The sequence below is a fragment of the Brucella daejeonensis genome (genome assembly GCF_014199265.1).
In the GTDB taxonomy this organism is placed as follows: domain Bacteria; phylum Pseudomonadota; class Alphaproteobacteria; order Rhizobiales; family Rhizobiaceae; genus Brucella; species Brucella daejeonensis.
In genome coordinates this window covers 260,866-286,895 of record NZ_JACIJG010000002.1, presented here as the reverse complement: position 1 = coordinate 286,895, position 26,030 = coordinate 260,866, and the positions used below count along the sequence as shown (strand labels likewise).

Here is a 26,030-nt window from a genome sequence, read left to right as displayed (position 1 = left end):
TGTTATTTTACTCGATTTTTACTTACGGGGCGATCTTTCGGGAGACGCACCATAAGTTATTATCGACCGAAAACGGCGCTGTGAATCTGCGAACGCGAAACGCCGATATCGGCAAGAAGATGGTCGTCCATTGCACCGAGTTCGCGGAGAGCGCGGCGACGGGATACGAACTGCTTTACTTTCTGACGAATGTTCATTTGCTTTCTCCTCGTTTGGATGACTGTTAAATAGGCTTTTGCCTAAATTTCCACCATGGATATGATTGCAAATGAGGCATGCGTTTTCGCTTGGGCTCAGGGCGTTGAAAAGGCCCAATCTGCTTACATTACAAGCAAATAGGCCGATATAGACTTAAATGGCTTTTTGCAGAAATGTCTTTTGCCAATAGGCTCTCAATCGATTAAAGGAGCGAAAGGAACGAACTCCTCCCCGTCTCCTTCGGACATCGTCATGCTTTACGGTATTTTTCTAGCGTTTGCATCCTATGCGGCATTCGCGGTCAGCGACGCCTGCGTCAAGTTTCTGGACGGCACCCTGTCGCCCTACGAAGTTGCCTTTTATGGCGCTATACTTGGTTTACTTGCCATCCCCTTTACAAAAAAAGCCGGGGACGCGTGGCTCGACATGTTTCGCACCACCAATATCAGGATGTGGCTGTTGCGAACCGTGACCGCTGCAATGGGGACGATCGGCAGCGTCACGGCATTCACACATCTTTCCATGGCGGAAGCCTTTGCGTTGATCTTTCTTCTACCGGCCTATGTAACCATCCTGTCGGTGATCTTTCTGAAGGAGCAGGTCGGATGGCGGCGCTGGTCCGCCGTGCTCATCGGCTTTATCGGTGTTCTGATCGTTCTGCGGCCCGGTTTCCGCGAGCTTTCAATCGGTCATCTCGGAGCGTTGGCTGCCGGGATGGGCGGCGCGATGAGCATCATAATTTTCCGCATCATGGGCAAGCATGAAAAACGTATATCGCTTTATACGAGCGGGCTTGTCGGCCCGATCATCATCTGCGGCATATTGATGGCGCCTTCCTATGAGGCACCCAATGCCGAACAGTGGGCATATCTCGCCGGATATGGGCTTCTAGCGGCGTTTGCCAATATTCTGCTGATGCTGGCAGCCCAGCGTGCACCTGCAAGCGCCATAGCTTCCCCGCAATATAGCCAGATGATCTGGGCCATCCTTTTTGGATATTTCATCTTCCACGACCACATCGAGAGGCCCATGCTGGCCGGTATCGTGCTTATCACGATTTCCGGCCTCTTCACATTCATTCGCGAAAGGCAGCGTGGCGTCGAAGGTCCGCCAGCCGTGGTCACGTCCGAGCCGACGCCTGCACTGGTGGAAGAAAACCCGGAACCTGTTTGAAGTTGGGTATAGTCAAGTTCGCGCTTGTTTCCGGTACCGCGCCCTCTTACGATACGGAAGCTTGCCCGGAGCGCAATCCGCCAGCTAAGAATGGACCAGATGCGCTTCGAACCAAGGGACCAGGAACACCGGACCGATAGATTGGACCTGCCCCTGTTCCGGGTATTTCCCCGACAACGATCTGTATTTCAACGTCGCCCCGACGCGGGCGAAAACACGATAATGATCTTCATCAAGGACTAGAGAGATGACCAACCATCGGGCGATGTGGACCTATTATAAAGGTGAGTGGCGTGAAGGCGATGTGCGCATTCTCGGTGCAGCCTCGCAGGCGACCTGGCTCGGATCACTCGTATTCGACGGTGCCCGCCTGTTCGAAGGCGTCACGCCGGACCTTGACCGCCATGCCGCCCGCGCTAACGACTCAGCCCGCGCTCTGGGGCTGGAACCAACGCTTTCCACCAACGACATCGAAGCACTCACGCGCGAAGGTCTGAAGAAATTCGCACCCGGAACGGATGTCTATATTCGCCCCATGTATTGGGCCGAGGAAGGGGATGCCAGCGTTGTCGCACCTTTGGCCTCATCCACAGACTTCGCACTATGCCTCGAAGCTATCCCCATGGTCGAACCCAAGGGGTTTACCGTTACGACGACCTCTTTTCGGCGCCCCTATCTGGAAGTGATGCCGGTCAACGCCAAGGCGGCCTGCCTCTATCCGAACAATGCGCGCATGTTGCACGAAGCAAAAGCCAAGGGCTTCCACAACGCGCTTGTGACCGACGTTGTCGGCAATGTCGCGGAGACCGCGACGTCCAATGTCTTCATGGTGCGTGGCGGCGAAGTATTCACCCCCGTTCCCAACGGCACATTCCTGAACGGCATCACGCGCCAGCGCGTCATTACGCTCCTGCGTGCCGCAGGCGTCACCGTGCATGAAACCACGCTGAAGATCGAGGATTTCCGCGAAGCCGACGAAATCTTCTCCTCCGGCAATATGAGCAAGGTCGTACCGATTATCGGGTTCGATGATCGCCAACTCGAATACGGCCCAGTGACCAAGCGCGCCCGCGCTCTTTATTGGGAATGGGCTCACGCCTGACGGCTTCTTCACCGATACCTCCGGATGCTGTTTTTCCGGAGGTGTTTTCTCATTCATACCCCCTGCCATCCGATGATTGAACACACGCCTCTCTTTCTCGCGATCGCTGTCATTGCAGCATTTCTTGTCGGGCTTTCAAAAGGCGGCCTGCCCTCGGTCGGCACGCTTGCGGTTCCATTGATGGCTCTCGTCATATCGCCGATCACCGCAGCCGCGCTTTTGCTGCCGATCTACGTTATCAGCGATATGTTCGGGCTATATCTCTACCGTCACCATTTTTCAGCACGCAATCTCGCCATCCTGATACCGGCCTCAATCGTCGGAGTTGGAATCGGCTGGATGTTCAGCGCGTCTCTTTCTCCGAGCTTCATCGGAATGCTGGTGGGGCTGGTAGGCATTCTTTTCTGCCTCAATGCGTGGTTCGGCGCCCACTATCGCAAGAGCGCGCGGAAAGCTGACATTCCAGGCGGGGTTTTCTGGGGCATATTGACGGGGCTGACCAGTTTCGTCTCTCATTCGGGCGCACCGCCGTTCCAGATGTATGTGTTGCCGCAGCACCTCCAGAAGCTGGTCTTTGCCGGAACGTCGACAATCCTCTTTGCCATTGTCAACGCCGTCAAGCTCGTGCCCTACTGGCAATTGCAGCAGTTTTCCAACCTTGATACGTCGCTCGGCCTCTGGCTTGTGCCTGCGGCTGTGGTCGGCACATTCATCGGTGCGAAGCTTACGAGGATTCTTCCTGATGGCCCGTTCTTCCTGCTGGTTCAACTGACCCTTTTCGGGCTTTCCATCAAGTTGATTGCTGACTGGGTCGCGCCTTATTTCTTTGGCTGAGGATCATCAACCACTGCTTGCAAGATATCGACCGTTCGGTCACCATACCTTCCACAAGCACTTTGCGGGAGGAAGGAAGCGAGGATGGCGGATGCAGATGCAATCATCATTGGAGCAGGACTTTCAGGGCTCGTTGCTGCTCACGAACTCGCGATAGCCGGGCGCAAGGTCATTCTTCTCGATCAGGAGGGTGAGAACTCTGTCGGCGGACAGGCCTTCTGGTCGCTCGGCGGCTTGTTCATGGTCGACAGTCCCGAACAGCGACGCCTTGGCATCAAGGATAGTATCGACCTCGCACGGCAGGACTGGTTCGGGTCGGCACAATTCGACAGGCCCGAAGATCACTGGCCGAAACGCTGGGCAGAATCCTATCTACAGTTCGCTGCCGGGGAAATGCGGCCGTGGTTGCACAGCCTTGGTATGCGATGGTTTCCGGTTGTCGGCTGGGCTGAACGCGGTGGCGTGGGCGCTGATGGTCCTGGTAACTCCGTTCCGCGTTTTCACATAAGCTGGGGAACCGGACCGGCCGTTGTCGCGCCTTTTGAACGATCGTTGCGGGAAGCGATCGCTAACGGGTTCGTGACGCTCAAATGCCGCCACCGGGTCAACGGCATCTCGGTCAGCGGCGGTAAGGTAAGCGGCGTGCACGGGGATATGCTTGCCCCCTCCACTGTCGAACGGGGGCAATCGTCATCCCGCGAAACCGTAGGCGGATTTGCCTATTCCGCGGACAGCGTGATCGTGACATCGGGAGGTATCGGCGGCGATCCTGAACGAGTGCGGCGGGCCTGGCCGCGCGAGCGGCTGGGGAAGCCGCCAGAGGAAATGGTGCTGGGCGTTCCTGCCTATGTCGACGGACGCGGCATCGATATCGCTGTTGCCGCCGGCGGGCATGTCATCAATGCCGACCGTATGTGGCACTATACCGAAGGCCTGCGAAACTGGAACCCGATCTGGCGGAACCACGGCATACGCATTCTGCCGGGGCCTTCCTCCATGTGGTTCGACGCGACAGGAAATCGCCTTCCGGCACCTTATCTGCCCGGTTTCGACACGCTGGGCACTCTCAAGCACATCCTCTCGACGGGATACGATTATTCATGGTTTATCCTGACCGAGAAGATCATCCGCAAGGAGTTTTCCCTGTCCGGCTCGGAACAGAACCCGGATATTACCGGCAAGGATTGGAAGCTTCTGCTCAAAAGTCGTCTCGGCAAATCCCCGCCTCCCCCGGTCAAGGCATTTCTCGACAACGGCGCGGATTTCCTGACCGCCGGAAATCTGGAAGAACTCGTTGCCGAAATGAATGGGTTGACACGGGAAAAGCTCCTCGATCCGGCGCATATCCGGCAACAGATAGAAGCAAGAGACCGCGAGATCATGAACCGCTATTGCAAGGACGCTCAGCTCATGGCGATCAACAATGCCCGAGCCTATATCGGCGACCGTCTTACGCGAGCTGTGTCACCTCACTGTCTACTGGATAAAGCGAATGGCCCGCTTATCGCCGTGAAGCTTCATATTCTGACCCGCAAGACGCTCGGCGGGCTGCATACCGACATGAAAGCGCGCGTGCTGAACGAGGCAGGCGACCCGGTGCCAGGTCTCTATGCGGCTGGTGAAGCCGCAGGTTTCGGCGGCGGAGGTTATCACGGTTATAATGCCCTGGAAGGAACCTTTCTCGGTGGCTGTATTTTCTCGGGCCGGATAGCCGGACGCTCGGTGGCAACAGCGTAGGTAAAGATTGAAAACTTGTTGAATCAGCCGCATTATACTTCGACAAAAAGGAGCATAGTCTGTTGGCCAAGCAAAGCCTGTCCGATGCTCTCAACCGCCCGGAACCAAGGCTTTGTCAAACCCTGGACCGCCAGACAACAGGTGACGGAGGTACGTCGTGGTCGAACTGGTCAACAATATCGAGAATCTCGAATTCATCATCGCCAAAGCGCGGGAATATGACGTTCAGGTTCCTGCCGTCGACGAGAATTCCGGCTCCAATCCCAGTGACGACGAGGATGTCGATATCCTCGACGCCTCCTCTGACAACCCCACCCGGAAAGAACTCTTCGCGGCCATAAGGTCGCTTAACATCGATGAACGTCAGGAATTGCTCGCGCTGATGTGGCTGGGGCGCGGCGATTTCAGCGCGACCGAATGGGAGGATGCCCTTTCGACCGCCGCCGACCGGGACAATGGCCGGGAAGCCAAGTATCTGATTGGGACGCCACTTCTGGGAGACTATCTGGAAGAAGGTTTGGCTGCTCTCGGTTTCGACATCGAGGCCTACGATAACGAATAAGAAAAATTTATCTTTCCTTAGAGCCTGAATCAAAAAGCGACATGTCTGTGCGAAAATGGTGATTTTCGAGTACCGGAGCTTAAATAGTACTGGACGTACATGAGCACCGGAACGGAGGCAAATTGCCATTTGCAGCCACTCATGGCGACTTTTGGAACAGGCTCTTGAATTCTTCTGTTTTGACGCCGCCTTATGCGAACATTAAGGTCGTGTAATACTGGATCGTTCGGTATGCTGACGCGATAATGATAAAAACGTCGGTCTATGTCAGATCGGCTTTTTTGTTGAAGATGACAATAGTGCGGCGATGTGCGGAAATTTTCGCAAAATTACCAGGAAACAGGATTAGCAGAACGGTCGTCATATCCGATGTTCCTGTCAATAATTCCAGTTTAAAAATCATGGCAAACGCGCGAAACATGAACTGCAGTTGCTCACGAGAGCGCCGCACATACCCCCGCGCCCATCCCGCGTGTTCGGCATAATGCGCTACCGATCGTTACGGGATGGGCCAATGGCGCTCTAAATCCTTGCGCGAACGTGACGATTACGCCAAAGCTCCGCAGCTTTTTCCATAAACTGTCCATAGCTTTCATTTTCCGCAGATACCGTTGTCATCATCGCCATCGCAGCAGAAGCGACGATCGTATTCTCCGCCCGCTTGTCAACAGCCGCTCCGGACCAGACGCTGTACCAGAACTCGAAGGAACTGAGACTTGAATGTCTGTCGCTGCTTTCCCTGGAAAGCGTCGGCAACAGCAGGTCACTATGATGCCCGTTCAGCAGTCTGTAGATCGTATGCGATCTATGCGGGACTAGTTCCGCTACATCACGGCTGGTCGATACCACCGAGACAGATTGCGTCCCCAGCAGAGCACTGGCGTCCCGGTGCAGTTCCCTGTAAGCCGGTTGTGTAACACCCAGAAACGAAGCCTGCAGATTCATTGGGTTGAGCAGGTGTACGAGGCTGTTCATCGACGAGCGCGATTCGAACAGGGGATAAAGCGCCAGAAGGGCGTGGATTTGCGGCGCGAAGCCGACCAATGGCATAAAGCAGATACCATGTGCCTCCAACGTGCTTCGAGCCATGGAAAGCGATGTCGCTATCGGGAGATTGATCGCTTCCGCAGCCTGTTCAAGCTTGCCTGAAAGTTCCCCCGTGCCGCAATTGCCGTGCAACACAACCGGATATCCCGCCCGGGCTACCAGCATTGCCGAAAACATAAACCACGGCAACTGGGTGGAATTGGGGGACAGGTAGGCCGGCCAATCAAGCGACGGAATGTCGATGCCGCTGTCTGTTGAATAGAACCGGCGTGCCGCACGGGCCATACCAGCGAGTTCGGGAGCGGTCTCACCGCGATAGTGGATCAGGCGTATCAGCGCACTGATCTGCATTGGGTCGGCGTTACCGGAAAAGACGGTCGTAAATGCATCGTCCGCTTCGGCCATTTCCAGCGGACGGGTATGCCCGGCCTTGCGTCCGATCACCGCGATATACTTGGCAAGTCTGCGTATGGGATCTTCAACACTCTGAATGTTTGCAAACTGGTTGGCAAGCTGTTCCGGGGTCGGATGGTTCTCAAGTTCAACGACTTTGCGGATTCCAAGTGGCGGTGGTGAAACGATAGCGCTTCGCTTCCATCCGTGATGTCCGCTGCAACTCGGCTTCGACATTTCGGTTAAATCCATATCCAGAAGCGTTTCCGCCTCATTTGCCAACCGCCGCAATCGTCCGCGTAAGGCTTCAGCCTTGGGCGTAGCGACCATGTTGCGTCCGGAACGAACCAGAATGGGATCGTCGAACGCCTCACGAATCTGACCAAGCAAGCGACTCATGGCGGCAATACTCAACCCCATCTGCCTTGCGGCCCCACCGACGCTGCCTTCCACAAGAAGCGCATCGAGGGCAACAAGCAGACGCAACTGCCCCAGACGAGAGCTTTCATTCCCGTCCGTCCGCGTTCGTCGCGGGGTTTTCGTCAATGTACCCGCCATAGCCTTATTGCCCGCTCAATTGCGAATTTCGAAATTTAGAATGCTTATAAAACATGACGATTGACGTCACCTTATTGTCTTACATAAGGAGAGTTTAAAACTCAACTTTAAACGGTGACGAAAATGACCAGCTTGTTTCGGGGATTGTGGACCGAGAGTGCACAAAACAGGCATTTGGCCAGCAAATCGCTCGTTTCGGGGGCGATACTTGCAGGGACATGCCTTTCCACGGCGTTATTGATGAGCGGAGGCACCTCCCTCGCTCAAACCGCATCTGAAACGGCCGAAGAAACCGTAGGAAAAAAAGAAGCTGCGCAAACGGTCGCTACAACCGCCGATGGCGCGATCAAGCTCAACCAGATTGTGGTGACTGCGACCGGCTTCGAGCAGAACATCACCGACGCTCCTGCGAGCATTACGGTCGTTCCGGGCGAGGACCTGGAAAAGGGCGTATATCGCGATCTCACCGATGCGCTGAAAGATGTTCAGGGCGTTGCGGTTACTGGACCGGCAGCGGAACGTGACATTTTCATTCGCGGCCTTCCCGGCTCCTATACGCTGCTTCTCGTGGACGGCAAACGCCAGAGTACTCGTGACGCCCGCACCAACGGCAATTCCGGTTTTGAGCAAAGCTTCCTGCCGCCAGCGAACGCTATCGAGCGCATCGAAGTCATTCGCGGTCCTATGTCCTCGCTTTACGGTTCGGACGCCATGGGCGGCGTTATCAACATTATCACCAAGAAAGTATCCGATACGTGGAGCGGTTCGTTCACGATCGACGGAACAGTGCAGCAGCATTCGAAATTCGGCAATTCGCTGCAGGGTTCATACTACATGACCGGGCCTCTGGTTCCCGACCTCGTCGGAATCCAGATTTGGGGGCATGGTCTCAAGCGCCAGGAAGACAGTATCGTCAGCGGCACTCCAGAGCAGAAAGATATCGACATTACAGGGCGGATCACCCTCACCCCTAATGAAGATCACGACATTCAACTGGAACTGGGCACGACGCGCCTTCGCCGCGATTCGACTGTCGGCAATACAACCGCATCCGGTTCCGATGCGTACAACTACAACGATCGTGACCATTGGTCGATCAGCCATATCGGTCGCTGGGGACCGACAACGTCGGAATTCTCCTTCCAGCAGGAATGGGCTGAGCGCACCAACTTCAACTGGGACGGCAAGACGAAAAGCTACGTTGAAAACCTGCGCTCGCCGCATATCCGCAACTCTGTGCTCGACGGCAAGTTCACGACACCATTTGAATTCCACGGCAATCACACGCTGGTAACGGGCGGACAGTTCATGCAGTCGGTGCTGACCGACCAGAATCCCGGACGGCGCACCGGTCTCGATGAGGAGTTTAGCGTTCGTCAATGGGCGCTTTTTGCCGAGGATGAATGGTGGATCACACCCGATTTCGCCCTCACCGGCGGTCTGCGTATGGACGATCATGAAATTTATGGCTCGCACTTCAGCCCTCGCGGCTATGCCGTCTGGCACGCCACCGAACAACTGACGTTGAAGGGGGGCATCTCGACCGGCTTCCGCGCCCCGGAAATTCGCACGATTGCACCGGGTTACGCCTATACGACTGGCGGCGCGGGCTGTTCATACGGCCCGAATGGCACGTGCGGCGTAATCATCGGCGATCCTGATTTGCAGCCGGAAAAGAGCACCAGCTATGAAGCAAGCATCCTTTGGGACAATCAGTCCGGCCTTCGTCTCGGCGCGACGTATTTCTATACGGACTTCAAGGACAAGATCACCAATGCGCTGGTGACGGATGCAAACGGCGATCCGGTTCGCTGGAGTGAAGATCCGAACTATCGTCTTTGGTACAGCTTCAACATTGACGAAGCCGTTATGCAGGGCGTGGAGCTTACGTTCAACTGGGAAGCGACTGACACGATTACCCTGCGCGGCAACTATACCTATACGGACTCGGAACAACAGACCGGCGATTACGCAGGACTGCCTCTAGCGCGCACGCCGAAGCACATGGCGAGCTTGCGCGCAGACTGGATAACGCCGGTCGAAGGTCTCGGCGCATGGGCTGCGGGCAATTACCACGGCGAGGAAACCAATGCCGGCGCCCGCATTGGAACTGCCGGCGAACCAATCTACCGCAATGGGAAGGTTATCGCCCGCAAGTACAAGCCATATGCGACGTTTGATTTTGGCGGCTCATACGACTTCAGCGAGAACGTTACCCTGAATGCCGCCGTCTATAACGTCTTCGACAAGAAGGTGGATGTGGATGACTTCAACTTGGTTGTCGATGGCCGCCGTCTCTGGATCGGTATGACCTCCCGCTTCTGAATTCTGGAAACACGACGCCAGCCGAAACGCTGGCGCCCTCTCGCTTGAATGGATGATCTTATGAGCGTTTTGTTTAAGCTCGCAAAAAAGATGCCGCTTGCAATGGTCGGAATTTTCCTGACTTCAGTCGTGCAGGCCGAAGACCCCGTCACTGCTTCCTTCGATATGGAAGCCAATGGCATCGATTACAGAATCCTTACAGCCTCCCCGACTGAAGCACCTCCTGAAAACGGTTATCCCGTTGTCTATATGACTGATGGCAACAGAATGTTGCCTATCGCAGCCAGACTGTTGGCGGACAATCCCGCATTCAAGGCAATACTTGTCGGTATCGGTTATCCGACCGGAGACAAGGACGAGATCGTCCGCAAGCGCTATTTCGATCTCACGCCGCCAACGCCCGATCATCTCACTCCAGTTCATTTCAACGTACCGAAGACCGGTGGGCGCGACGCCTTCTTCGACTTCATCGAACATCGGGTAAAACCGGAGATCGAGAAGCGCTTTGCAATAGATAAGAGCAAGCAGGCCCTGTTTGGTCATTCGCTCGGTGGGCTTTTCACACTCTATGCACTGTTCAACCATTCGGATTCTTTCCAGGCCTACAGTGCTGCCGACCCGTCAATCTGGTGGAACGGCGGCTCCATCATTGCCGACAAAAATCGCTTCGTGGACACCTTCAAAGCTGCCCCCAGACCGCTCCGCCTGCTGATCGAAACATCGGGCAAGCGCGGTGAGCGTCCCGGACAGTCGAAAGAAGATATCGAACGCCTGAAGAAACTGCGTAGCGGACCATCCGGAGCGGATATCCAGGCGGAACTGAAACAGTTGCCGGATATGGATGTCGCCTACCATCGTTTTGAAAATGAGAGCCATGGCTCGATGATCCCGCTGACCGTTGAAGACAGCCTGAAATTCATACTGCTCGACCGGATTCCAGCCGCACAAAACAACTGAATTTCCTCCGTCCGGCTTTGACCGGAAGAAAACTGGACTATAAATCGCAAGATTGACGAAAGGACTGATTGTCATGCTGAAATTCAGCCGAGATGCCGCCCGTCTAGTCGGTGCGGCACTTGTTGCCACAGCGCTCGCCTCCAGCGCAAACGCAGCCGAGATTACCGTCAAAGATGCGCAGGGCGAAACGGCAGTCGCAGCCAATCCCGAAAAGGTGGTCGTGTTCGATTTCGCAACGCTTGATAATCTCGACCGCCTCGGTGTCAAAGTCATCGGTGTCCCCGGCGGTATCTCTTTCCCGGAATATCTGAAAAAATACGACAACGCCGATTACGCAAAGGTCGGCACGCTTTTCGAACCGGACTACGAAGCCGTCAATGCTGTGGAAGCCGACCTCATTATCGTCGGCGGACGCTCGGCTGCTAAATATGGTGAACTGGCGAAAATAACGCCGACCATCGATCTTACAGTTCCGACCAGGGAATTTATTTCGGGTATCGAAGCCAATGTCGAGAAACTCGGCAAGGTTTTTGCCAAGGAAGCGGAAGCCAAGGCAGAAATCGATCAGCTCAATAGCGAACTGGCTTCGCTGAAAGACAAGGCGAAGGGCAGAGGCAAGGGCCTGATGATCTTGACTTCCGGCGGCAGGGTCAGCGCTTATGGTCCCGGCTCCCGTTTCGGCGTGCTGCATGACGGTTTTGGCGTCGAGCCCGCTGCGCCCGACCTTTCGGTCGGCAATCACGGCCAGCCGATCAGCTCGGAATTCATTCTCGAAACCAATCCCGACTGGCTTTTCGTGCTCGACCGGGACGCAGCCATCGGCCGTGAAGGTTCATCCGCCAAACAGCTTATCGACAATGACCTCGTACGCCAGACCAATGCCTGGAAGAAGGGGCAGGTCGTCTATCTGAACGCACAGAACTGGTATCTCGTCGGCGGTGGTCTGGGCGCGCTGCACGATACGATCCAGCAGCTTTCCGAAGCATTCGACAAGGCGAAATAATCTTTTCGACCCAGTCGGTTCGGGTCCCCGCGATATGTGACCCGAGTTCACGATAAGGCATGAATACAGGAACTGAGCGTGAAGGCACTCGCCACAACCATCGTTGTCATTGTCGTACTGGCATTCATAAGCCTGTTTATCGGCGTCAGCGACGTGTCGCTTGACACTCTTTTCGGCACTGGCCGGACGGACCGCGCGACAGAAGTGCTATTGATCAGCCGCATACCCCGCACGCTCGCCATTATTCTTGCTGGGATGTCGATGGCGGTCGCGGGCATGATCATGCAGATGCTGACCCGCAACCGCTTTGTCGAGCCGTCTACCGCAGGCACGGTTGAATCAGCAAGCCTCGGCATCCTTCTGGTCATTCTGTTCGCGCCCGATACACCGGTCTTTGGCAAGATGCTGGTCGCTTTCGTCACGGCACTTGCCGGTACGGCCCTTTTTCTCCACATCCTGCGCAGCATCCCCTTGCGATCCGTTCTGGTCGTACCGCTTGTTGGTATCATGCTGGGCGGCGTCGTCAGCGCGGTCGCGACATTCATCGCCTATCGTTTCGATCTTCTGCAATCGCTCAATTCATGGACGACGGGCGATTTTTCCGGTGCCCTGCGCGGGCGTTACGAGTTGCTCTGGCTTTCCTTCTTCCTCACGGTCATTGCCTATGTTGCCGCCGACCGATTTACCGTCGCGGGTATGGGAGGGGATTTTACGACAAATCTGGGCCTCGACTATCGCCGCGTCGTGACACTCGGACTCATCATCGTTTCGATGATCAGCGCCTGTGTCGTGGTGACTGTCGGCATGATCCCGTTTCTTGGTCTCATTATACCTAATGTGGTGAGCATGTTCATCGGAGATAATATGCGCCGCGCCGTGCCGTGGGTGGCTGTTCTCGGCGCCGGACTGGTTCTCGCCTGCGATATTGTCGGACGCCTGATCCGGTTCCCGTATGAAATTCCCATCGGCACGATGATGGGAGTCGCGGGAAGCGCGATATTCCTCTGTCTGCTTTTGCGTCGAGGATCGCGCCTTGCTTAAACGTCCCGGCTTCGTCATCTCATTTCTTGCGATATCGGTTATTGTCGCCTGCGCTGCTTTTATGACTCTGGGAGCCAAGGGAAACTGGGCGTTTACCCTGGGCTTCCGCGGCACGAAGCTCGCCGCCATGATACTGGTCGCATACTCGATTGCGGTCTCCACCGTGCTGTTTCAGACCGTCACCGGCAATCGTATCCTGACCCCGTCGATCATGGGTTTCGATGCTCTATACATCCTTATCCAGACGGTTGCCGTATTTGTCTTTGGCGCTGTTCATATCAACGGAATCGGACCCAACGCCCGTTTTTTCGCTGAAACCGTAATCATGGCGGTATTCGCAAGCCTGCTCTACGCTTGGTTGTTTTCCGGTGTTGCGCGCAGTCTGCACCTCATCATGCTGGTAGGTATCGTGTTCGGTGTATTTTTCAGCAGCCTGTCCAATTTCATGCAGCGCATGATAGACCCGAATGAATTTGCCGTGCTGCAGGACCGCTTCTTTGCGAGCTTCAACAGCATCAACGCAGACATCGTGCTTCTTGCGACGATCATCGTCGCAATCGTTACACTCTACGGGCTGCTTTTTTTGAATGTCTTCGACGTCCTAACACTCGGGCGCGACCCGGCGATCAATCTCGGCGTCGATCATAGAGGCGTGGTACATCGCATCCTGCTGACCGTCACAATACTTGTTTCGGTATCGACAGCACTCGTCGGCCCAATTACTTTCTTCGGTCTGCTGGTCGCCAACCTGGCCTATATGATAGCGCCTTCATCAAAGCACCGGATCGTTCTGCCAATTGCAGTCTTGCTCGCCATTCTCTGCATTGTCGGAGGGCAGACCATTCTCGAACGCGCCTTCTCATTCAACACCGCGCTCAGCGTCATCATCGAATTTCTGGGTGGACTCGTCTTCATTATCCTTCTCGTCAGGGGGAACGCACGTTGATCGAAATAAGTCAGGTCAGCAAATCCTATAACGGCACCATCGTCGTCGATGGCGTGTCACTGCAATTGCCCGCAGGCGGCATCACATCGATCATAGGGCCGAACGGCGCTGGCAAATCCACTTTATTGTCCATGGTCAGCAGGCTTCTGCCAATGGATAAAGGTCGGGTTACGGTAGATGGACTGGATGTTGCGACCACGCCGGGCGATGTGCTGGCAAAGCGTCTTTCGATCTTAAGACAGGAAAATGCCATCAACTCGCGCCTGACCGTGCGCGATCTTGTAACGTTCGGCCGCTATCCGCATTCCAAGGGGCGTCCGACCCGCGAAGACCACGATCATGTGGAACGGGCAATCGGTTATCTGGGGCTTGGAGAACTTGGCGAACGCTTTCTGGATGAGCTTTCGGGCGGGCAGCGGCAGCGCGCCTTCGTCGCGATGGTACTGTGTCAGGATACCGATTATGTATTGCTCGACGAACCGCTCAACAATCTGGATATGAAACATTCGGCTTCAATGATGAAGTTGCTCCGGCGTGCGGCGGACGATCTGGGCAAGACCGTTGTGCTGGTGCTGCACGACATCAATTTCGCGTCCTGCTATTCCGACCATATCGTTGCCATGCGTAACGGCAAGGTCGTGCATCAGGGATCGCCGGAAGAACTCATTCAACCGGATATTCTGCGAGATATTTATGAGATGGAAATTGCCGTCGAAATGATCGACGGCAATCGTATCGGCATCTATTATCTGTGATCAGGCTAGCGGCTTGCTCGGGAAGAGAAGCTGCAACGCATCATACGCCGAGAGAACCGTTTCCATCTGTGCGGTATGTCCCTTTATGAAGGCATCGCCGTAGACGGTTTCATCGGGATATTCGGTAATCAACGTCAACGGCACTGTGTGGCGATCATCGACGCCGACCAGACACGGGAAGCCGTTGATGATGCGGAAGCCCGTTTCGCCAGCGTGCTGCTCGAAAAGCCGTATCTGCGCGTCATTGTAGTCAAGAAGACCGTCGATTGCGCCGAGATGCCTGGTCACATGATCGATAAGTTGCTCTGCCTCCTTTTCCCACGATGGATGATACCGAATGATCAGGAAAAAGCCCTTGGGCAGCGTCCACATAGCAAAGGAACGCGGAACATAACCCGACAGCGGTCGCGTCCATTCATGCGAAGGATAGCCGTGCAAATTGACGTGGAGCTTCGCGCCGGTGCGGGCCTCGGCCTCGACGCGGATCGCTTTTTCATAAAGGTTTTCGCCGCTGCGATATTCGAGATCGTCGCCCAAGGCGGTGTATCGTGCAGCATGATGCATATGATGCGGCTGTAGCATACAAAGGCGTTTGTGGATTTCGTATCCGTCGGGATTTTCCTGTGGCGAAATCGTGAAATGCGCCCCGTCTAGCTGCACCAGACGACTTGCAGCACGCAAAGCGCCAACGATACCTGTCGTCTCATTTGCGTGCTGGCCCGCGCTGATCATCATCGACGCGTGGTGACCTGCAACATAGCTTGCGCGGACTGTACGGCCCGAGCGCGTCCGCGCTTCGAATGGCGCGCCGCCAAGCTTTACCAGTTCGCGGCGTATCTGATCGGCAGAAAGCGGGGCTTGCGCCTTGTCCAACACCTGTTCCGCGGTCAGTGCATCGGTTGTCGAAAGCGGACGCGTTTCGACCTTCACTGAAGCTTCGGTATCGAGAAAGCGTACTTCCGGAACGATCTGGCCCGGCTGCAAACCACGGTCCCCGACCGGACGACCGGATTTCTTCTGGAAAATTTCCAGCAGCGAGAAATAAATATCCTCGTGCAGCGCTTCGGTAAGGCTCAACACTTCTTCGTCGTAAGGCAGACGGCGGTCGGTGATCGGCAGGCTGACCGAAATGTTCAGTTCGTCAAAATAAGGTTCACCCCTACCCCAGTCATGGTCCGCAATCGTGGAGATCGTGTCGTGAAACAGCTTTTCATAGGCTGTCTCGAAGCGTGCGTTTTCCATCTGGCCTTGATGTTCGACAATCAGCCAGCCGGTCGGAGAGACGAGCCTCTCACCAATGAAGTCTTCATGCACGCGGTTCGGCGCAAAAACGCGATGGCTTTCATTGCGGCCATCGGCAAAAACAAGATCGACTTCGTAAATAAAGTCGTCCTTGCCTGAAGCAGCAAAGCTTACCTTCGCCTGCGGCAGCAGCGCGGAAAGCGGATAGGTTTCCAGCAGAAAGCGGTTATCCACACACGCATCGTGACGCGGATAGCGGATGGACACCGACTTCAATGCGGGGCCATCGACCTCTTCAAGAAAGAAATGCAAAAGTGGCTTGTAGGCTGAACGCAGACGCGCATCGACGCCTGCTTCGCGCAGTTTCGTCTCCGCTGCATAACGGCTCGGCTCATCATCGAACAACCACGCCTCTATTTTGGCGCCACGCATTTCAGGCTTCGCAAAGCGTTCGATCAAAACGTTGACTGAACGCGCATAGGTCTTCTCGAAAATCATGCTCATCGGGAGGTTCTGCCGGTTGGATCAAGGCTGTCGCGCAGCCAGTCGCCAAGAAGGTTGAGGCCGAGCACGGTGAATAGAATGGCAAGGCCGGGAAAAAGGCTTACCCACCATGCCGTCTGGAGATAGGTGCGGCCGTCGGCGAGCATTCCCCCCCAGCTTGGAATGGTTGCATCGATACCGAAACCGAGGAAGGTCAGGCTGGATTCCAGCAGAATGTTGTTTGCGACATTGAGCGTCATCAAAACGATGACCGGCCCAAGCAAGTTCGGCAGCAGATGCTGGAAGATAATGCGCCTGTCCTTCACTCCGATGGCGCGTGCCGACAGGATAAACTCACGTTCACGCAAGGACAGCACGGAACCGCGCACAAGGCGGGCATATTGCACGCATTGCGACACGATCAGCAAGATGATCGTATTGACCAAGCCGCCACCGAGAATGGCCATAAAGGTGATCGCGAGCAGAATGAACGGCATGGCAAGCTGCACATCCACAAAGCGCATCAGCGCCATATCCCAGAAGCCGCGATAATAACCGGCAACCAATCCCATGACGGTACCGACGATTACCGAGCCGACAACAGAGACAAAGCCGACAAACAGTGAGATCTTGCCGCCAATGATGACACGCGCCAGAACATCGCGCCCAAGCGGATCAGTGCCGAAAATATGCGCCGGATTGACGAATGGCGGGGTTAGCCGGGCCAGAAGATCGATCTTGTTCGCGCCTGACGGAAACAGATAACCGGAGAAGATCACAGCCAGACAGATCGCGCCGGTCAACAGGAAACCGACAACGAATTCCAGGCTCGCGAAGCGGGAAAGCTGAAGCGTTGAGATTCTGGTTGCCATGGGCCCTATTCCGTACGAATGCGCGGATCGACAAGGCCGTAAGCGATGTCTACCAGTAAATTGACGCCGATAATCAGCATCGAGAGAATTGCTATCGTGGCCTGCAGAACCGGGTAATCGCGTCCGGCGACGGCATCGAATGCGAGCGTTCCCATGCCCGGCCAGTTGAATACGCGCTCGACCACGACGATACCGCCCAGAAGCCCGCCAAACTGAAGACCGATATAGGTGATCAGCGGAATGGCGCAATTGCGCAGCGCATGTTTGTAAAGGACCTTGTTTTCGCTCAGCCCTTTGGCTCGCGCCACCATGATATATTGCGATTGCAGCGTCTCGAGCATTGAGGTGCGGACCAGGCGAACATTGGTTGCTGTAAGAATGATACCCATGGTCAGCGCTGGCATGACGAAACTCGCCACACCGGTCATGCCACTTGGCGGCAGCCATTGCAGATAGATGCCGAACAGCAGCACCAGCATGGTGGCGAGCCAGAAATTTGGAAACGACAGACCGATAAGCGAGCAGACGCGGATGAGCTGGTCCGCCCACTTGCCGCGCGATACCGCAGCCTTGATCCCCAACGGCACCGAGATCACGATGGAAACGAACAGCGATGCGAAGGCCAGCATCAACGTCGCCGGCAAAGCGCTTCCAACAAGGACTGAAACCTTGGTGCCGCCGAGGAAACTCCGCCCAAGATCAAGTGTGAACAGCCCCTTGAGGAATTGCCAGTACTGAACAAGGAATGGCTGGTTAAGGCCAAGCCCTTCACGAATACGCTCAAGATCGGCTTCGGTTATACTGCCCGCGCCCTGTGTCAACATCAGTGCAGGATCGCCGGTAAGGCGGATCGCAAATGCGACGAGCAGCGTCATCGCGACCAGCACGAACAACGCCTGCAAAATTCGTTTTATGAGAAATCCGGCCACCAGAGCGCCTCCAGAATGCTGCGGCAAGCCGATAAACCGGCTTGCCGTATCAACTATTTTACTCGACGGTCACGTCCGTGAGACGCAGACGGCTATCTGGAACCGGCACGAAATTCTTCACGCGCTTGTTGACGCCGAAGATTGCCTTCAGGTTGTAGAGCGGCATTTCCAGAGCGCGGTCGGCGGCGTAATGCGCGATTTCCTGAAGCAGTTTCTCACGCTCGCCACGGTCGAGAACCGAACGCTGTGCTTCCAGCATCTTGTCCAGCTTTTCGTCCTTGTCATACGGGTTCCACTTTTCACCGGAATGGTACATCGAGTAAGCGGTATTATCGTAATCGAAGGTCCAGCCGCCCCAGGCCTGCTGGAACATTGCGCCGGTTTTGCCCTGCGGGATGATGTCGTTGAGCAGAACATTGGTATCGTAAGGCTTGATGCTTGCGTTGATACCGACGATCTGCAGGAAGCTTGCGACAGCCTGGGCAACTTCGTTAAAGCTCGCATCCTGGCCGCGCACATCGATCTGCACCGTAGCACCCGGCTGAACACCTGCTTCCGCAAGCAGCTTCTTGGCCTGTTCCGGATCGTAAGGAAGCGGCTTCATCTTCGGATCGAAACCGAAGGAAAGCGATCCCTGGAAGCTTGCGATCGCTTCAGCCTGACCGGCGAGGATCGACTGGATGATGGCATTGCGGTCCACGGCCATGATGAGCGCCTTGCGAACGCGTTCGTCCTTGGTGATGCCGTCGCGCGTGTTGAAGCGCAGTGCGTAAACCGATGGCCCTGCGGCGGTTGCCAGTTCCAGTTTCGGATCGCCCTCAATCGTCGGGATCATGCCGATCGGAATGGTTGGCGGGATGACAAGGTCGACGCGCCCGGCTTGAAGTTCCGCAACGGCGGTGGAAGGCTCGGTAATGAAGCGATACTCGACTTCCGAAAGCTTCGGCGCGCCACCCCAGTGGTCGGCGAAAGCCTCGAGTTTGATATTGACCTTCGGCTCGTATGAAACGAACTTGAACGGACCTGTACCAACCGGATGGCTATTGAAATAATCATCGCCCTTTTCGGTGATGTATTTCGGTGGAACGATCATGGCGCCATAACCGGCCAGCTTGGTAACCAGAACCGGATCGGGCGACTTAAGGTGAAAATCAACCGTCTTGTCGTCGATGACCTCCACCTTGTCGATAGCGATATAGTTGGAACGCTGCGGACCCTTGGCACCTTCGTCTCCGAGCAGGCGCTCGAAGGTAAACTTCACGGCTTCTGCATTGAAAGGCTCGCCGTCATGGAACTTGACACCTTCGCGCAGATGAAAGCGTATGCGCTTGCCACCGTCCAGTTCCTCCCAGGAGGTAGCGAGGGCCGGAACGATTTTCAGATCGGGGCCGCGATAAACCAGCCCGTCGAAGATATTGGTCGCTACCGACGCCCAATTGACCAGAAACGTATCGATCGGGTCCCAGCTGCCCGGATCCTGCGGCGACGAAATGGTGAGCTTTCCAGCCGCAAAGGCCGGAGTGGACGCAAATGCGACCGCCGATAGGGCGGATGCCAGCAGAGCGGTTTTCAGAACTTTCTTTATCATTATTTTCCCCTTTGGGTCTGGTTGAGCTTTGGGTAATCAGGCGCCTTCCGCAACGAAATGACCCGACGAAACCTCGCGATGAGGATAGATGGTCGGCTTGTCATCGATCCGGCGTGTCGTGCTTGGAATTTCGCCTTCCAGTGCCGCGCGTTCGGTACGGGCGGAAGGGTCGGCAACCGGCACAGCCGAAAGCAGGCGCTGCGTATAGGGGTGCGCGGGCGTCTCGAATACTTGCCGGCGAGAGCCAAGTTCCATGATCTGGCCAAGATAAAGTACCGCAACGCGGTGGCTCATCTTTTCGACAACAGCCATATCGTGACTGATGAAAAGATAAGCCAGATCATGCTCTTTCTGAAGGTCCATGAACAGATTGATGATCTGCGCCTGAATGGAAACATCGAGTGCCGAAAGCGCCTCATCGGCGATGATCAGCTTCGGTTTTGAAGCCAGTGCGCGCGCAATGCAAATACGCTGGCGTTGCCCGCCTGAAAACTCATGCGGATAACGCGAAGCATGTTCAGCTCCCATGCCCACCCGTTCCAAAAGTTCAGCCACACGCGCATCGATCTCCCTGTTATTGTCGAGGAGACCGTGGGTGCGTATTGGTTCTGCAATTGAGAAACCGACTGTTTTTCGCGGGTCAAGCGAGGCAAACGGGTCCTGAAAAATATACTGCACTTCACGGCACATCGCGTAGCGTTCCGAAGCGCTCATCCCTGAATAAGCCTTGCCGCTGAAGCGGACATCGCCCGAAAGCGGCGACTGGAGTTGCTGGATCGTGCGCCCGATGGTCGATTTACCCGAACCGGACTCGCCGACCAAAGCCAGTGTTTCACCTGGATAGATGTCGAAAGCGACCTTGGAAACCGCGTTGCAGACATGAGTGACCTTGCCGAACAGGTTCTTCTTGATCGGAAAGCGCACATAAAGATCATCGACCGAAAGAAGCGGCTGGTCACTATACCGGGCCGTATCCTGAATGCGTTCCTCACCCGACAGGACCGGCACGCCATCGCGCATAATCATCACCGGCATCCGCTTCGGAAACGCTTCGCCCGTCATGCTGCCAAGCCTCGGAACCGCCGACAGAAGGGTCCGTGTATAAGGATGTTGGGGCGCCGCGAAGATGCGGTCGACAGGACCTTCTTCTACCTTCTTGCCCTTCCACATGACGACCACATCGTCGGCCATTTCCGCCACTACGCCCATATCGTGCGTGATGAAAATGACAGCCATTTCAAGTTCTTTTTGCAAATCCTTGATAATGTGTAATATCTGGGCCTGAATGGTCACATCAAGCGCCGTGGTCGGTTCGTCGGCGATCAGCAGCTTCGGACGGCAGGCAAGAGCCATCGCGATCATGACGCGCTGGCGCATACCGCCCGACAGCTGATGCGGATAACGCTTGAGCAATCCTTCGGCATCCGGCAGGCGCACCATTTCCAGTAACCGTTTGCCTTCCGCTAGCGCTGCGCTTTTGGACATCCCTTCATGGAGCATCAGCACTTCTGATATCTGGTTGCCGATGGTGAAGACTGGATTGAGCGATGTCATCGGCTCCTGAAAGATCATCGCAATGTCTTTGCCGCGAATACCGCGCATTACTTTCTGATCGGTTTTCAAGAGATCACGTTCGCCGTCGGACCCATTGAACAGGATACGGCCGGAAGGGAATTTCGCACCGCTCATATCGGCGAGACGCATGATCGAGAGCGACGTGATCGACTTGCCCGATCCGGATTCGCCGACCACCGCCAGTGTGCGGCCCGGTGTGACCGAAAAGTTCAGATTATCGATTACCCGGCTCGCACCGAATTCGACGCTGAGTCCTTCGACCGTCAGCAGAGGCTTTGAAGCAGATGATTTCAATCCCGTTCCGTTCAAGCTCGTGACCTTCTTATAATGTGATGGCAGACCGCGTGGCCTGATTGAACGCGCCAGACATGAAGCGCAGCAAAGCTGCCACTTCGGACAATGTCTCTTCTGACGGTCGTGCATTCGCTGTGGAATCGACCAGAAGCCGCTCGCGAATCTGGGCGTAGCGGGCGCAGGCTTCCGCCCCCTTCTCCGTGATTTTGACCGTCTTTTCCTTAGCGGCCCTACCGGTCGTGAGCAGCCCGGCTTTTTCCAACTTACGGATAGCGTAGGTGGCGATATGGGTATCTTCGATATCCAACACGAGGCAGATGTCCGCGAGCTTCTTTTCACGCCCCCGATGACGGATCGAATGCAATATCAACACTTCCATGGGAGACAGCCCCGGCAAACCAGCCGCCGCCATGCAGCGAACCATCCAGCGCGAGAAAGCGTGCGAAGCCAGAATAAGGCCGTATTCCACCTCGGACATTCCCGGAGAGCTGCCTTCGGCAAGATGAGCAGAAGAAACAATAGGGCCAAGCGAGGCAACCGAGCGCAAATGCTTCGGAAGGGAAACTTCATCGAAACCCTGCCCTGCGGCCATGGCGGGCATTTCAGGAACGAACTCCGATTTCCTCTTATTCCCCATTTTTACGCTCCCTTATTTATGTGAATTTTATGTCATCATCTTATCGACATTTTGTCAATAAAGTGGGAGTATCAAAATCTGAAAAGATTTCAAAAATGCACTGTCTTCATGCATGAGGGAGCCAAGAATGAGCGGAACGGGTAGCGGCGTATGGGATTTCTGGATCGACCGCGGCGGCACGTTTACCGATGTGATCGGGCGTGATCCGCAGGGTGCTCTGTACGCGCGCAAGGTTCTCTCCGAAAATCCGAGCGCCTATCGCGATGCTGCCGTCCATGGCATCCGCCTGCATCTCGGCCTCAAGACAGGTCAGCCGGTTCCCGCCGGACTGATCGGTGAAGTTCGCATGGGCACGACTGTCGCCACGAACGCACTTCTCGAACGCAAGGGCGAACGGCTGGCGCTCATCACCACCAAGGGGTTTCGCGATGCCCTGCGCATCGGTTATCAGGAACGCAAGAACATCTTCGCGACCGAGATCATCAAGCCGGAAGCGTTATATGAAAGCGTGACCGAACTTAATGAACGTATTCGGGCTGATGGAACCGTCGAGCAGGACCTCGATATCGCCGAGGCTGAAACGGCCCTGAAGTCCTTGAAGGATCTGGGTTATAAATCGATCGCGATTGCGCTCATGCACGCCTACAAATTTCCGCGGCACGAAGCGGAAGTTGCGCGCATTGCCCGGGAACTTGGCTTTGAGCAGGTATCCGTCAGTCACGAAGTTTCACCGCTGATCAAGTTGGTCGGGCGCGGCGACACCACTGTCGTCGATGCCTATCTCTCCCCTGTTCTCCGCCGTTATGTGGCGCAGGTTTCGAGCGAACTCGATGTCGAGCGCACCGGTGCTCGCGTGATGTTCATGATGTCGTCGGGCGGCCTGACCGCGGCCGACCTGTTCCAGGGCAAGGACGCCATTCTGTCCGGCCCCGCAGGCGGGGTGGTCGGCCTTGCCCGTACCGGCGAGACCGCTGGCTTCGGACAGGTTATCGGCTTCGATATGGGCGGCACCTCCACGGATGTTGCCCATTTCGACGGAGAATATGAGCGCGCTTTCGAGACGGAAGTCGCGGGCGTCCGCGTGCGTGCACCCATGATGCTGATTCATACGGTTGCGGCAGGCGGTGGCTCTATCCTGCATTACGACGCTGGACGCTTCCGGGTCGGGCCGGATTCGGCGGGCGCCAACCCCGGCCCAGCCTGTTATCGTAATGGGGGCCCCCTCGCCGTGACCGACGCTAATGTCATGCTCGGCAAGCTGCTTCCGGATTATTTCCCGGCGATTTTCGGACCTGAACAAAACCAGCCGCTCGATGTCGAACGCGTGCACACATTGTTTACCGCACTCGCCGGAGAAATCGGAGACGGTCGCTCACCTGAGGCAGTTGCGGACGGATTTATTCGTATTGCAGTCGCCAACATGGTCGAAGCGATCAAGAAGATTTCTGTTCAGCGCGGTTACGATGTCACCCGCTATGCATTGAGTTGTTTTGGCGGCGCTGGCGGCCAGCACGCCTGTCTGGTTGCGGACGCGCTTGGCATGAAGAATATTCTTCTTCATCCAATGTCAGGCCTGCTTTCGGCTTATGGAATGGGTCTGGCAGATATTCGCGCAACACGCCAAAAGGCGCTCGGCGTATCACTTGATGCTTCCGCGCCGGCATCGCTCAAAGCTCTCGGTGAGGAACTGGCGCGCGAATGTATTACTGAACTGGCTGGCCAGGGCATCGAGGAACGCGCGATTGGCCGTCATTTGCGCGCGCATATCCGCTATGCAGGCACCGACACGGTGCTTTCCATTGAAGCGGTCTTCCCAATGGAGGACAGTGCCGAACGTCTGCGCGCTGAATTTGAAGCAGCCCATAAGCGCCGCTTCGGCTTTATCGCTGAAAACAAGGCGCTCGTGATAGATGCCGTCGAAGTTGAAGCGGTAGGCGGCGGCGCGGCCGAAACCGAAACGAGCCAGCCGCTCGAAAGCGATCTGGAAGCTGAAACCACCAGACGGACGCGCTTCTTCTCGCAAGGAGAGTTCCACGATGCGGGAGTCGTTCTTCGCGAGCGGATTTGCCGCGGTCAGACGGTTACCGGCCCTGCGATCATCATAGAGAAGAACCAGACAATCGTTATCGAGAATGGCTGGCAGGCCCGCCTGACCGAACATGATCACATTGTTCTTACCCGCATCAAGGCCCTGCCCGCCCGTACGGCAATTGGCACGGAAGCCGATCCGGTGATGTTGGAGATATTCAACAACCTTTTCATGTCCATCGCGGAACAGATGGGAGTGACGCTTCAGAACACAGCTTATTCGGTGAACATCAAGGAACGCCTCGATTTCTCCTGCGCCGTTTTCGATGCGGAAGGAAATCTGGTCGCCAATGCACCGCATATGCCGGTTCATCTCGGTTCCATGGATGCCTCTGTCGCCACCGCCATCCGCGAAAACAGGGATATCAAGCCGGGCGATGTGTTCCTGATCAATGCGCCTTACAATGGCGGTACGCACCTGCCTGATCTTACCGTCTGCACTCCTGTATTCGATGACGACAGCCGTGAAATCCGCTTCTGGGTTGCCAGCCGTGGTCACCATGCCGACATTGGCGGCATTGCGCCGGGCTCCATGTCGCCGCTGGCGGTCAATATCGAGCAGGAAGGCGTCTATATCGACAATTTCAAGCTTGTGGACCGCGGCGCTTTCCGGGAAGACGCGCTTGCCGCACTTCTGACCGGTGCGACTTATCCGGTCCGTAATCTCACTCAAAACGTCAATGACCTGAAAGCACAAATCGCTGCCAACGAGAAAGGCGTAGCCGAACTCAAAAAGATTATCGGCCTCTTTGGCGAAGACGTCGTGAAAGCTTATATGGGGCACGTTCAAGACAATGCGGCTGAAAGCGTGCGCCGCGTTCTGGACAAGCTGCCGGACGGCCAATTCGTCTATGAAATGGACCAAGGTTGTCAGATCGAGGTCCGTGTGACCATTGATCGCGAAAAACGCGAAGCGACGGTCGACTTTACTGGAACGTCCGGACAGCGCGCCGACAATTTCAATGCGCCCGAACCCGTCACCCGGGCCGCAGTGCTTTATGTCTTCCGCGTGCTGGTCGAAGGCGACATTCCGATGAATGCAGGCTGCCTGCGCCCGATCAGGATCATCGTACCCCAAGACTCCATGCTATCGCCACGCTATCCAGCAGCGGTCGTGGCAGGTAATGTCGAAGTCAGTCAGGCCGTCACCAACTGTCTGTTCGGTGCAACCAAGGCGATGGCCGCGGCGCAGGGAACCATGAATAATCTGACATTCGGCAACGACGAATATCAGTATTACGAGACCATATGTTCCGGTGCTCCCGCCGGACCGGGCTTCAACGGTGCCGATGCTGTCCATACTCATATGACCAATTCCCGCCTGACCGACCCTGAGATCCTGGAAACGCGGTTCCCTGTCCTGCTGGAAGATTTTCATATCCGCGAAGGTTCGGGCGGCAAGGGCAAATGGCACGCGGGTGACGGCACCAAACGCACCATCCGCGCATTGAAGACGCTCGATTTCGCGATCCTCTCCGGTCACCGACGCGTAGCGCCGTTCGGTCTGGAAGGTGGAGAACCGGGCCAGACCGGCCGCAATGAAGTCCGCCGCAAGAATGGCACGGTCGAGGTACTTGGCAACTGCGACCAGACCGTGCTGGAGGCGGGAGAAGCCTTTACCGTCATAACGCCCACAGGCGGCGGCTTCGGTAAAGCGTAAAACGGCTCCGCCAAAAAGCTGTTACAGACCT

The 26,030-nt window shown here is 55.9% G+C and carries 20 protein-coding genes and 1 pseudogene; 12 read left to right on the top strand and 9 right to left on the bottom strand.

Features of this window, described 5'->3' with window-relative positions:
• Positions 1 to 59: 59 nt before the first annotated feature.
• The gene (locus FHS76_RS03630; RefSeq protein ID WP_183648209.1) at positions 60 to 197 is read right to left on the bottom strand and encodes a DUF1127 domain-containing protein; all 138 of its coding nucleotides are present in this window, start codon (positions 195 to 197) and stop codon (positions 60 to 62) included.
• Between the two features lie 253 nt (positions 198 to 450).
• On the opposite strand from FHS76_RS03630, the gene FHS76_RS03625 reads away from it, so the two are divergent.
• The 5 genes from FHS76_RS03625 (at position 451) to FHS76_RS03605 (ending at position 5,606) form a co-directional block, all read left to right on the top strand.
• Positions 451 to 1,371, top strand: coding sequence for a DMT family transporter (locus FHS76_RS03625; RefSeq protein ID WP_183648204.1), 921 nt, complete (start codon positions 451 to 453; stop codon positions 1,369 to 1,371).
• A gap of 247 nt (positions 1,372 to 1,618) precedes the next feature.
• A complete protein-coding gene (locus FHS76_RS03620; RefSeq protein WP_183648201.1) occupies positions 1,619 to 2,473 on the top strand; it encodes a branched-chain amino acid aminotransferase in 855 nt (284 codons plus the stop codon).
• 72 nt (positions 2,474 to 2,545) lie between these two features.
• Positions 2,546 to 3,307 (top strand): sulfite exporter TauE/SafE family protein, encoded by a 762-nt coding sequence (locus FHS76_RS03615; RefSeq protein WP_183648198.1) that lies wholly within the window; start codon positions 2,546 to 2,548, stop codon positions 3,305 to 3,307.
• A gap of 84 nt (positions 3,308 to 3,391) precedes the next feature.
• Positions 3,392 to 5,044, top strand: a complete 1,653-nt coding sequence (locus FHS76_RS03610) for an FAD-binding dehydrogenase (RefSeq protein ID WP_183648195.1) — start codon at positions 3,392 to 3,394, stop codon at positions 5,042 to 5,044.
• Positions 5,045 to 5,201: 157 nt separating this feature from the next.
• Positions 5,202 to 5,606 (top strand): DUF3775 domain-containing protein, encoded by a 405-nt coding sequence (locus tag FHS76_RS03605; RefSeq protein WP_183648192.1) that lies wholly within the window; start codon positions 5,202 to 5,204, stop codon positions 5,604 to 5,606.
• 12 nt (positions 5,607 to 5,618) lie between these two features.
• On the opposite strand, the pseudogene FHS76_RS22860 reads toward FHS76_RS03605, so the two are convergent.
• Positions 5,619 to 5,735, bottom strand: a pseudogene (locus tag FHS76_RS22860) (flagellar basal body P-ring protein FlgI); the annotation flags it as partial.
• Positions 5,736 to 6,128: 393 nt separating this feature from the next.
• Complete coding sequence (locus tag FHS76_RS03600; RefSeq protein WP_183648190.1) at positions 6,129 to 7,604, bottom strand: glycosyl transferase family protein; 1,476 nt, start codon at positions 7,602 to 7,604, stop codon at positions 6,129 to 6,131.
• Positions 7,605 to 7,727: 123 nt separating this feature from the next.
• On the opposite strand from FHS76_RS03600, the gene FHS76_RS03595 reads away from it, so the two are divergent.
• From FHS76_RS03595 to FHS76_RS03570, 6 genes are all read left to right on the top strand, one after another.
• A complete protein-coding gene (locus FHS76_RS03595; RefSeq protein ID WP_235992553.1) occupies positions 7,728 to 9,929 on the top strand; it encodes a TonB-dependent receptor domain-containing protein in 2,202 nt (733 codons plus the stop codon).
• Positions 9,930 to 9,989: 60 nt separating this feature from the next.
• Entirely contained in the window at positions 9,990 to 10,886 is an 897-nt protein-coding gene (locus FHS76_RS03590) for an alpha/beta hydrolase (RefSeq protein WP_183648189.1), read from the top strand.
• 73 nt (positions 10,887 to 10,959) lie between these two features.
• Positions 10,960 to 11,889, top strand: a complete 930-nt coding sequence (locus FHS76_RS03585; RefSeq protein ID WP_183648187.1) for a siderophore ABC transporter substrate-binding protein — start codon at positions 10,960 to 10,962, stop codon at positions 11,887 to 11,889.
• 78 nt (positions 11,890 to 11,967) lie between these two features.
• Positions 11,968 to 12,930, top strand: coding sequence for an ABC transporter permease (locus tag FHS76_RS03580; protein ID WP_183648185.1), 963 nt, complete (start codon positions 11,968 to 11,970; stop codon positions 12,928 to 12,930).
• Positions 12,923 to 13,876 carry an iron chelate uptake ABC transporter family permease subunit gene (locus FHS76_RS03575; protein WP_235992552.1) on the top strand — a complete coding sequence of 318 codons (954 nt, stop codon included), beginning with the start codon at positions 12,923 to 12,925 and terminating at the stop codon, positions 13,874 to 13,876. The genes FHS76_RS03580 and FHS76_RS03575 overlap by 8 nt, the downstream gene beginning before the upstream one ends.
• Positions 13,873 to 14,631, top strand: coding sequence for an iron ABC transporter ATP-binding protein (locus FHS76_RS03570; protein WP_183648183.1), 759 nt, complete (start codon positions 13,873 to 13,875; stop codon positions 14,629 to 14,631). Before FHS76_RS03575 ends, FHS76_RS03570 begins: the two co-directional genes overlap by 4 nt.
• Here the strand turns inward: FHS76_RS03570 and FHS76_RS03565 are convergent, their stop codons facing one another.
• Genes FHS76_RS03565 through FHS76_RS03540 form a run of 6 tightly spaced genes read right to left on the bottom strand, consistent with a single transcriptional unit; the run spans position 14,632 to position 22,251 of the window.
• Positions 14,632 to 16,377: a M14 family metallopeptidase gene (locus FHS76_RS03565; RefSeq protein ID WP_183648179.1), complete on the bottom strand. Its 1,746-nt coding sequence runs from the start codon at positions 16,375 to 16,377 to the stop codon at positions 14,632 to 14,634.
• A complete protein-coding gene (locus FHS76_RS03560; RefSeq protein ID WP_183648176.1) occupies positions 16,374 to 17,228 on the bottom strand; it encodes an ABC transporter permease in 855 nt (284 codons plus the stop codon). Before FHS76_RS03560 ends, FHS76_RS03565 begins: the two co-directional genes overlap by 4 nt.
• Before the next feature lie 5 nt (positions 17,229 to 17,233).
• On the bottom strand, positions 17,234 to 18,157 hold the full coding sequence (locus FHS76_RS03555; protein ID WP_183648173.1) for an ABC transporter permease: 924 nt from the start codon (positions 18,155 to 18,157) through the stop codon (positions 17,234 to 17,236).
• A 58-nt stretch (positions 18,158 to 18,215) separates the two neighbouring features.
• Complete coding sequence (locus FHS76_RS03550; protein ID WP_183648171.1) at positions 18,216 to 19,745, bottom strand: ABC transporter substrate-binding protein; 1,530 nt, start codon at positions 19,743 to 19,745, stop codon at positions 18,216 to 18,218.
• 36 nt (positions 19,746 to 19,781) lie between these two features.
• Positions 19,782 to 21,614 (bottom strand): ABC transporter ATP-binding protein, encoded by a 1,833-nt coding sequence (locus FHS76_RS03545; RefSeq protein ID WP_374828557.1) that lies wholly within the window; start codon positions 21,612 to 21,614, stop codon positions 19,782 to 19,784.
• 28 nt (positions 21,615 to 21,642) lie between these two features.
• Entirely contained in the window at positions 21,643 to 22,251 is a 609-nt protein-coding gene (locus FHS76_RS03540) for a winged helix DNA-binding protein (protein ID WP_374828556.1), read from the bottom strand.
• 112 nt (positions 22,252 to 22,363) lie between these two features.
• Here FHS76_RS03540 and FHS76_RS03535 point away from each other — a divergent pair, with 112 nt between their 5' ends.
• Positions 22,364 to 25,999, top strand: a complete 3,636-nt coding sequence (locus tag FHS76_RS03535) for a hydantoinase B/oxoprolinase family protein (RefSeq protein WP_183648165.1) — start codon at positions 22,364 to 22,366, stop codon at positions 25,997 to 25,999.
• Positions 26,000 to 26,030 lie beyond the last annotated feature (31 nt).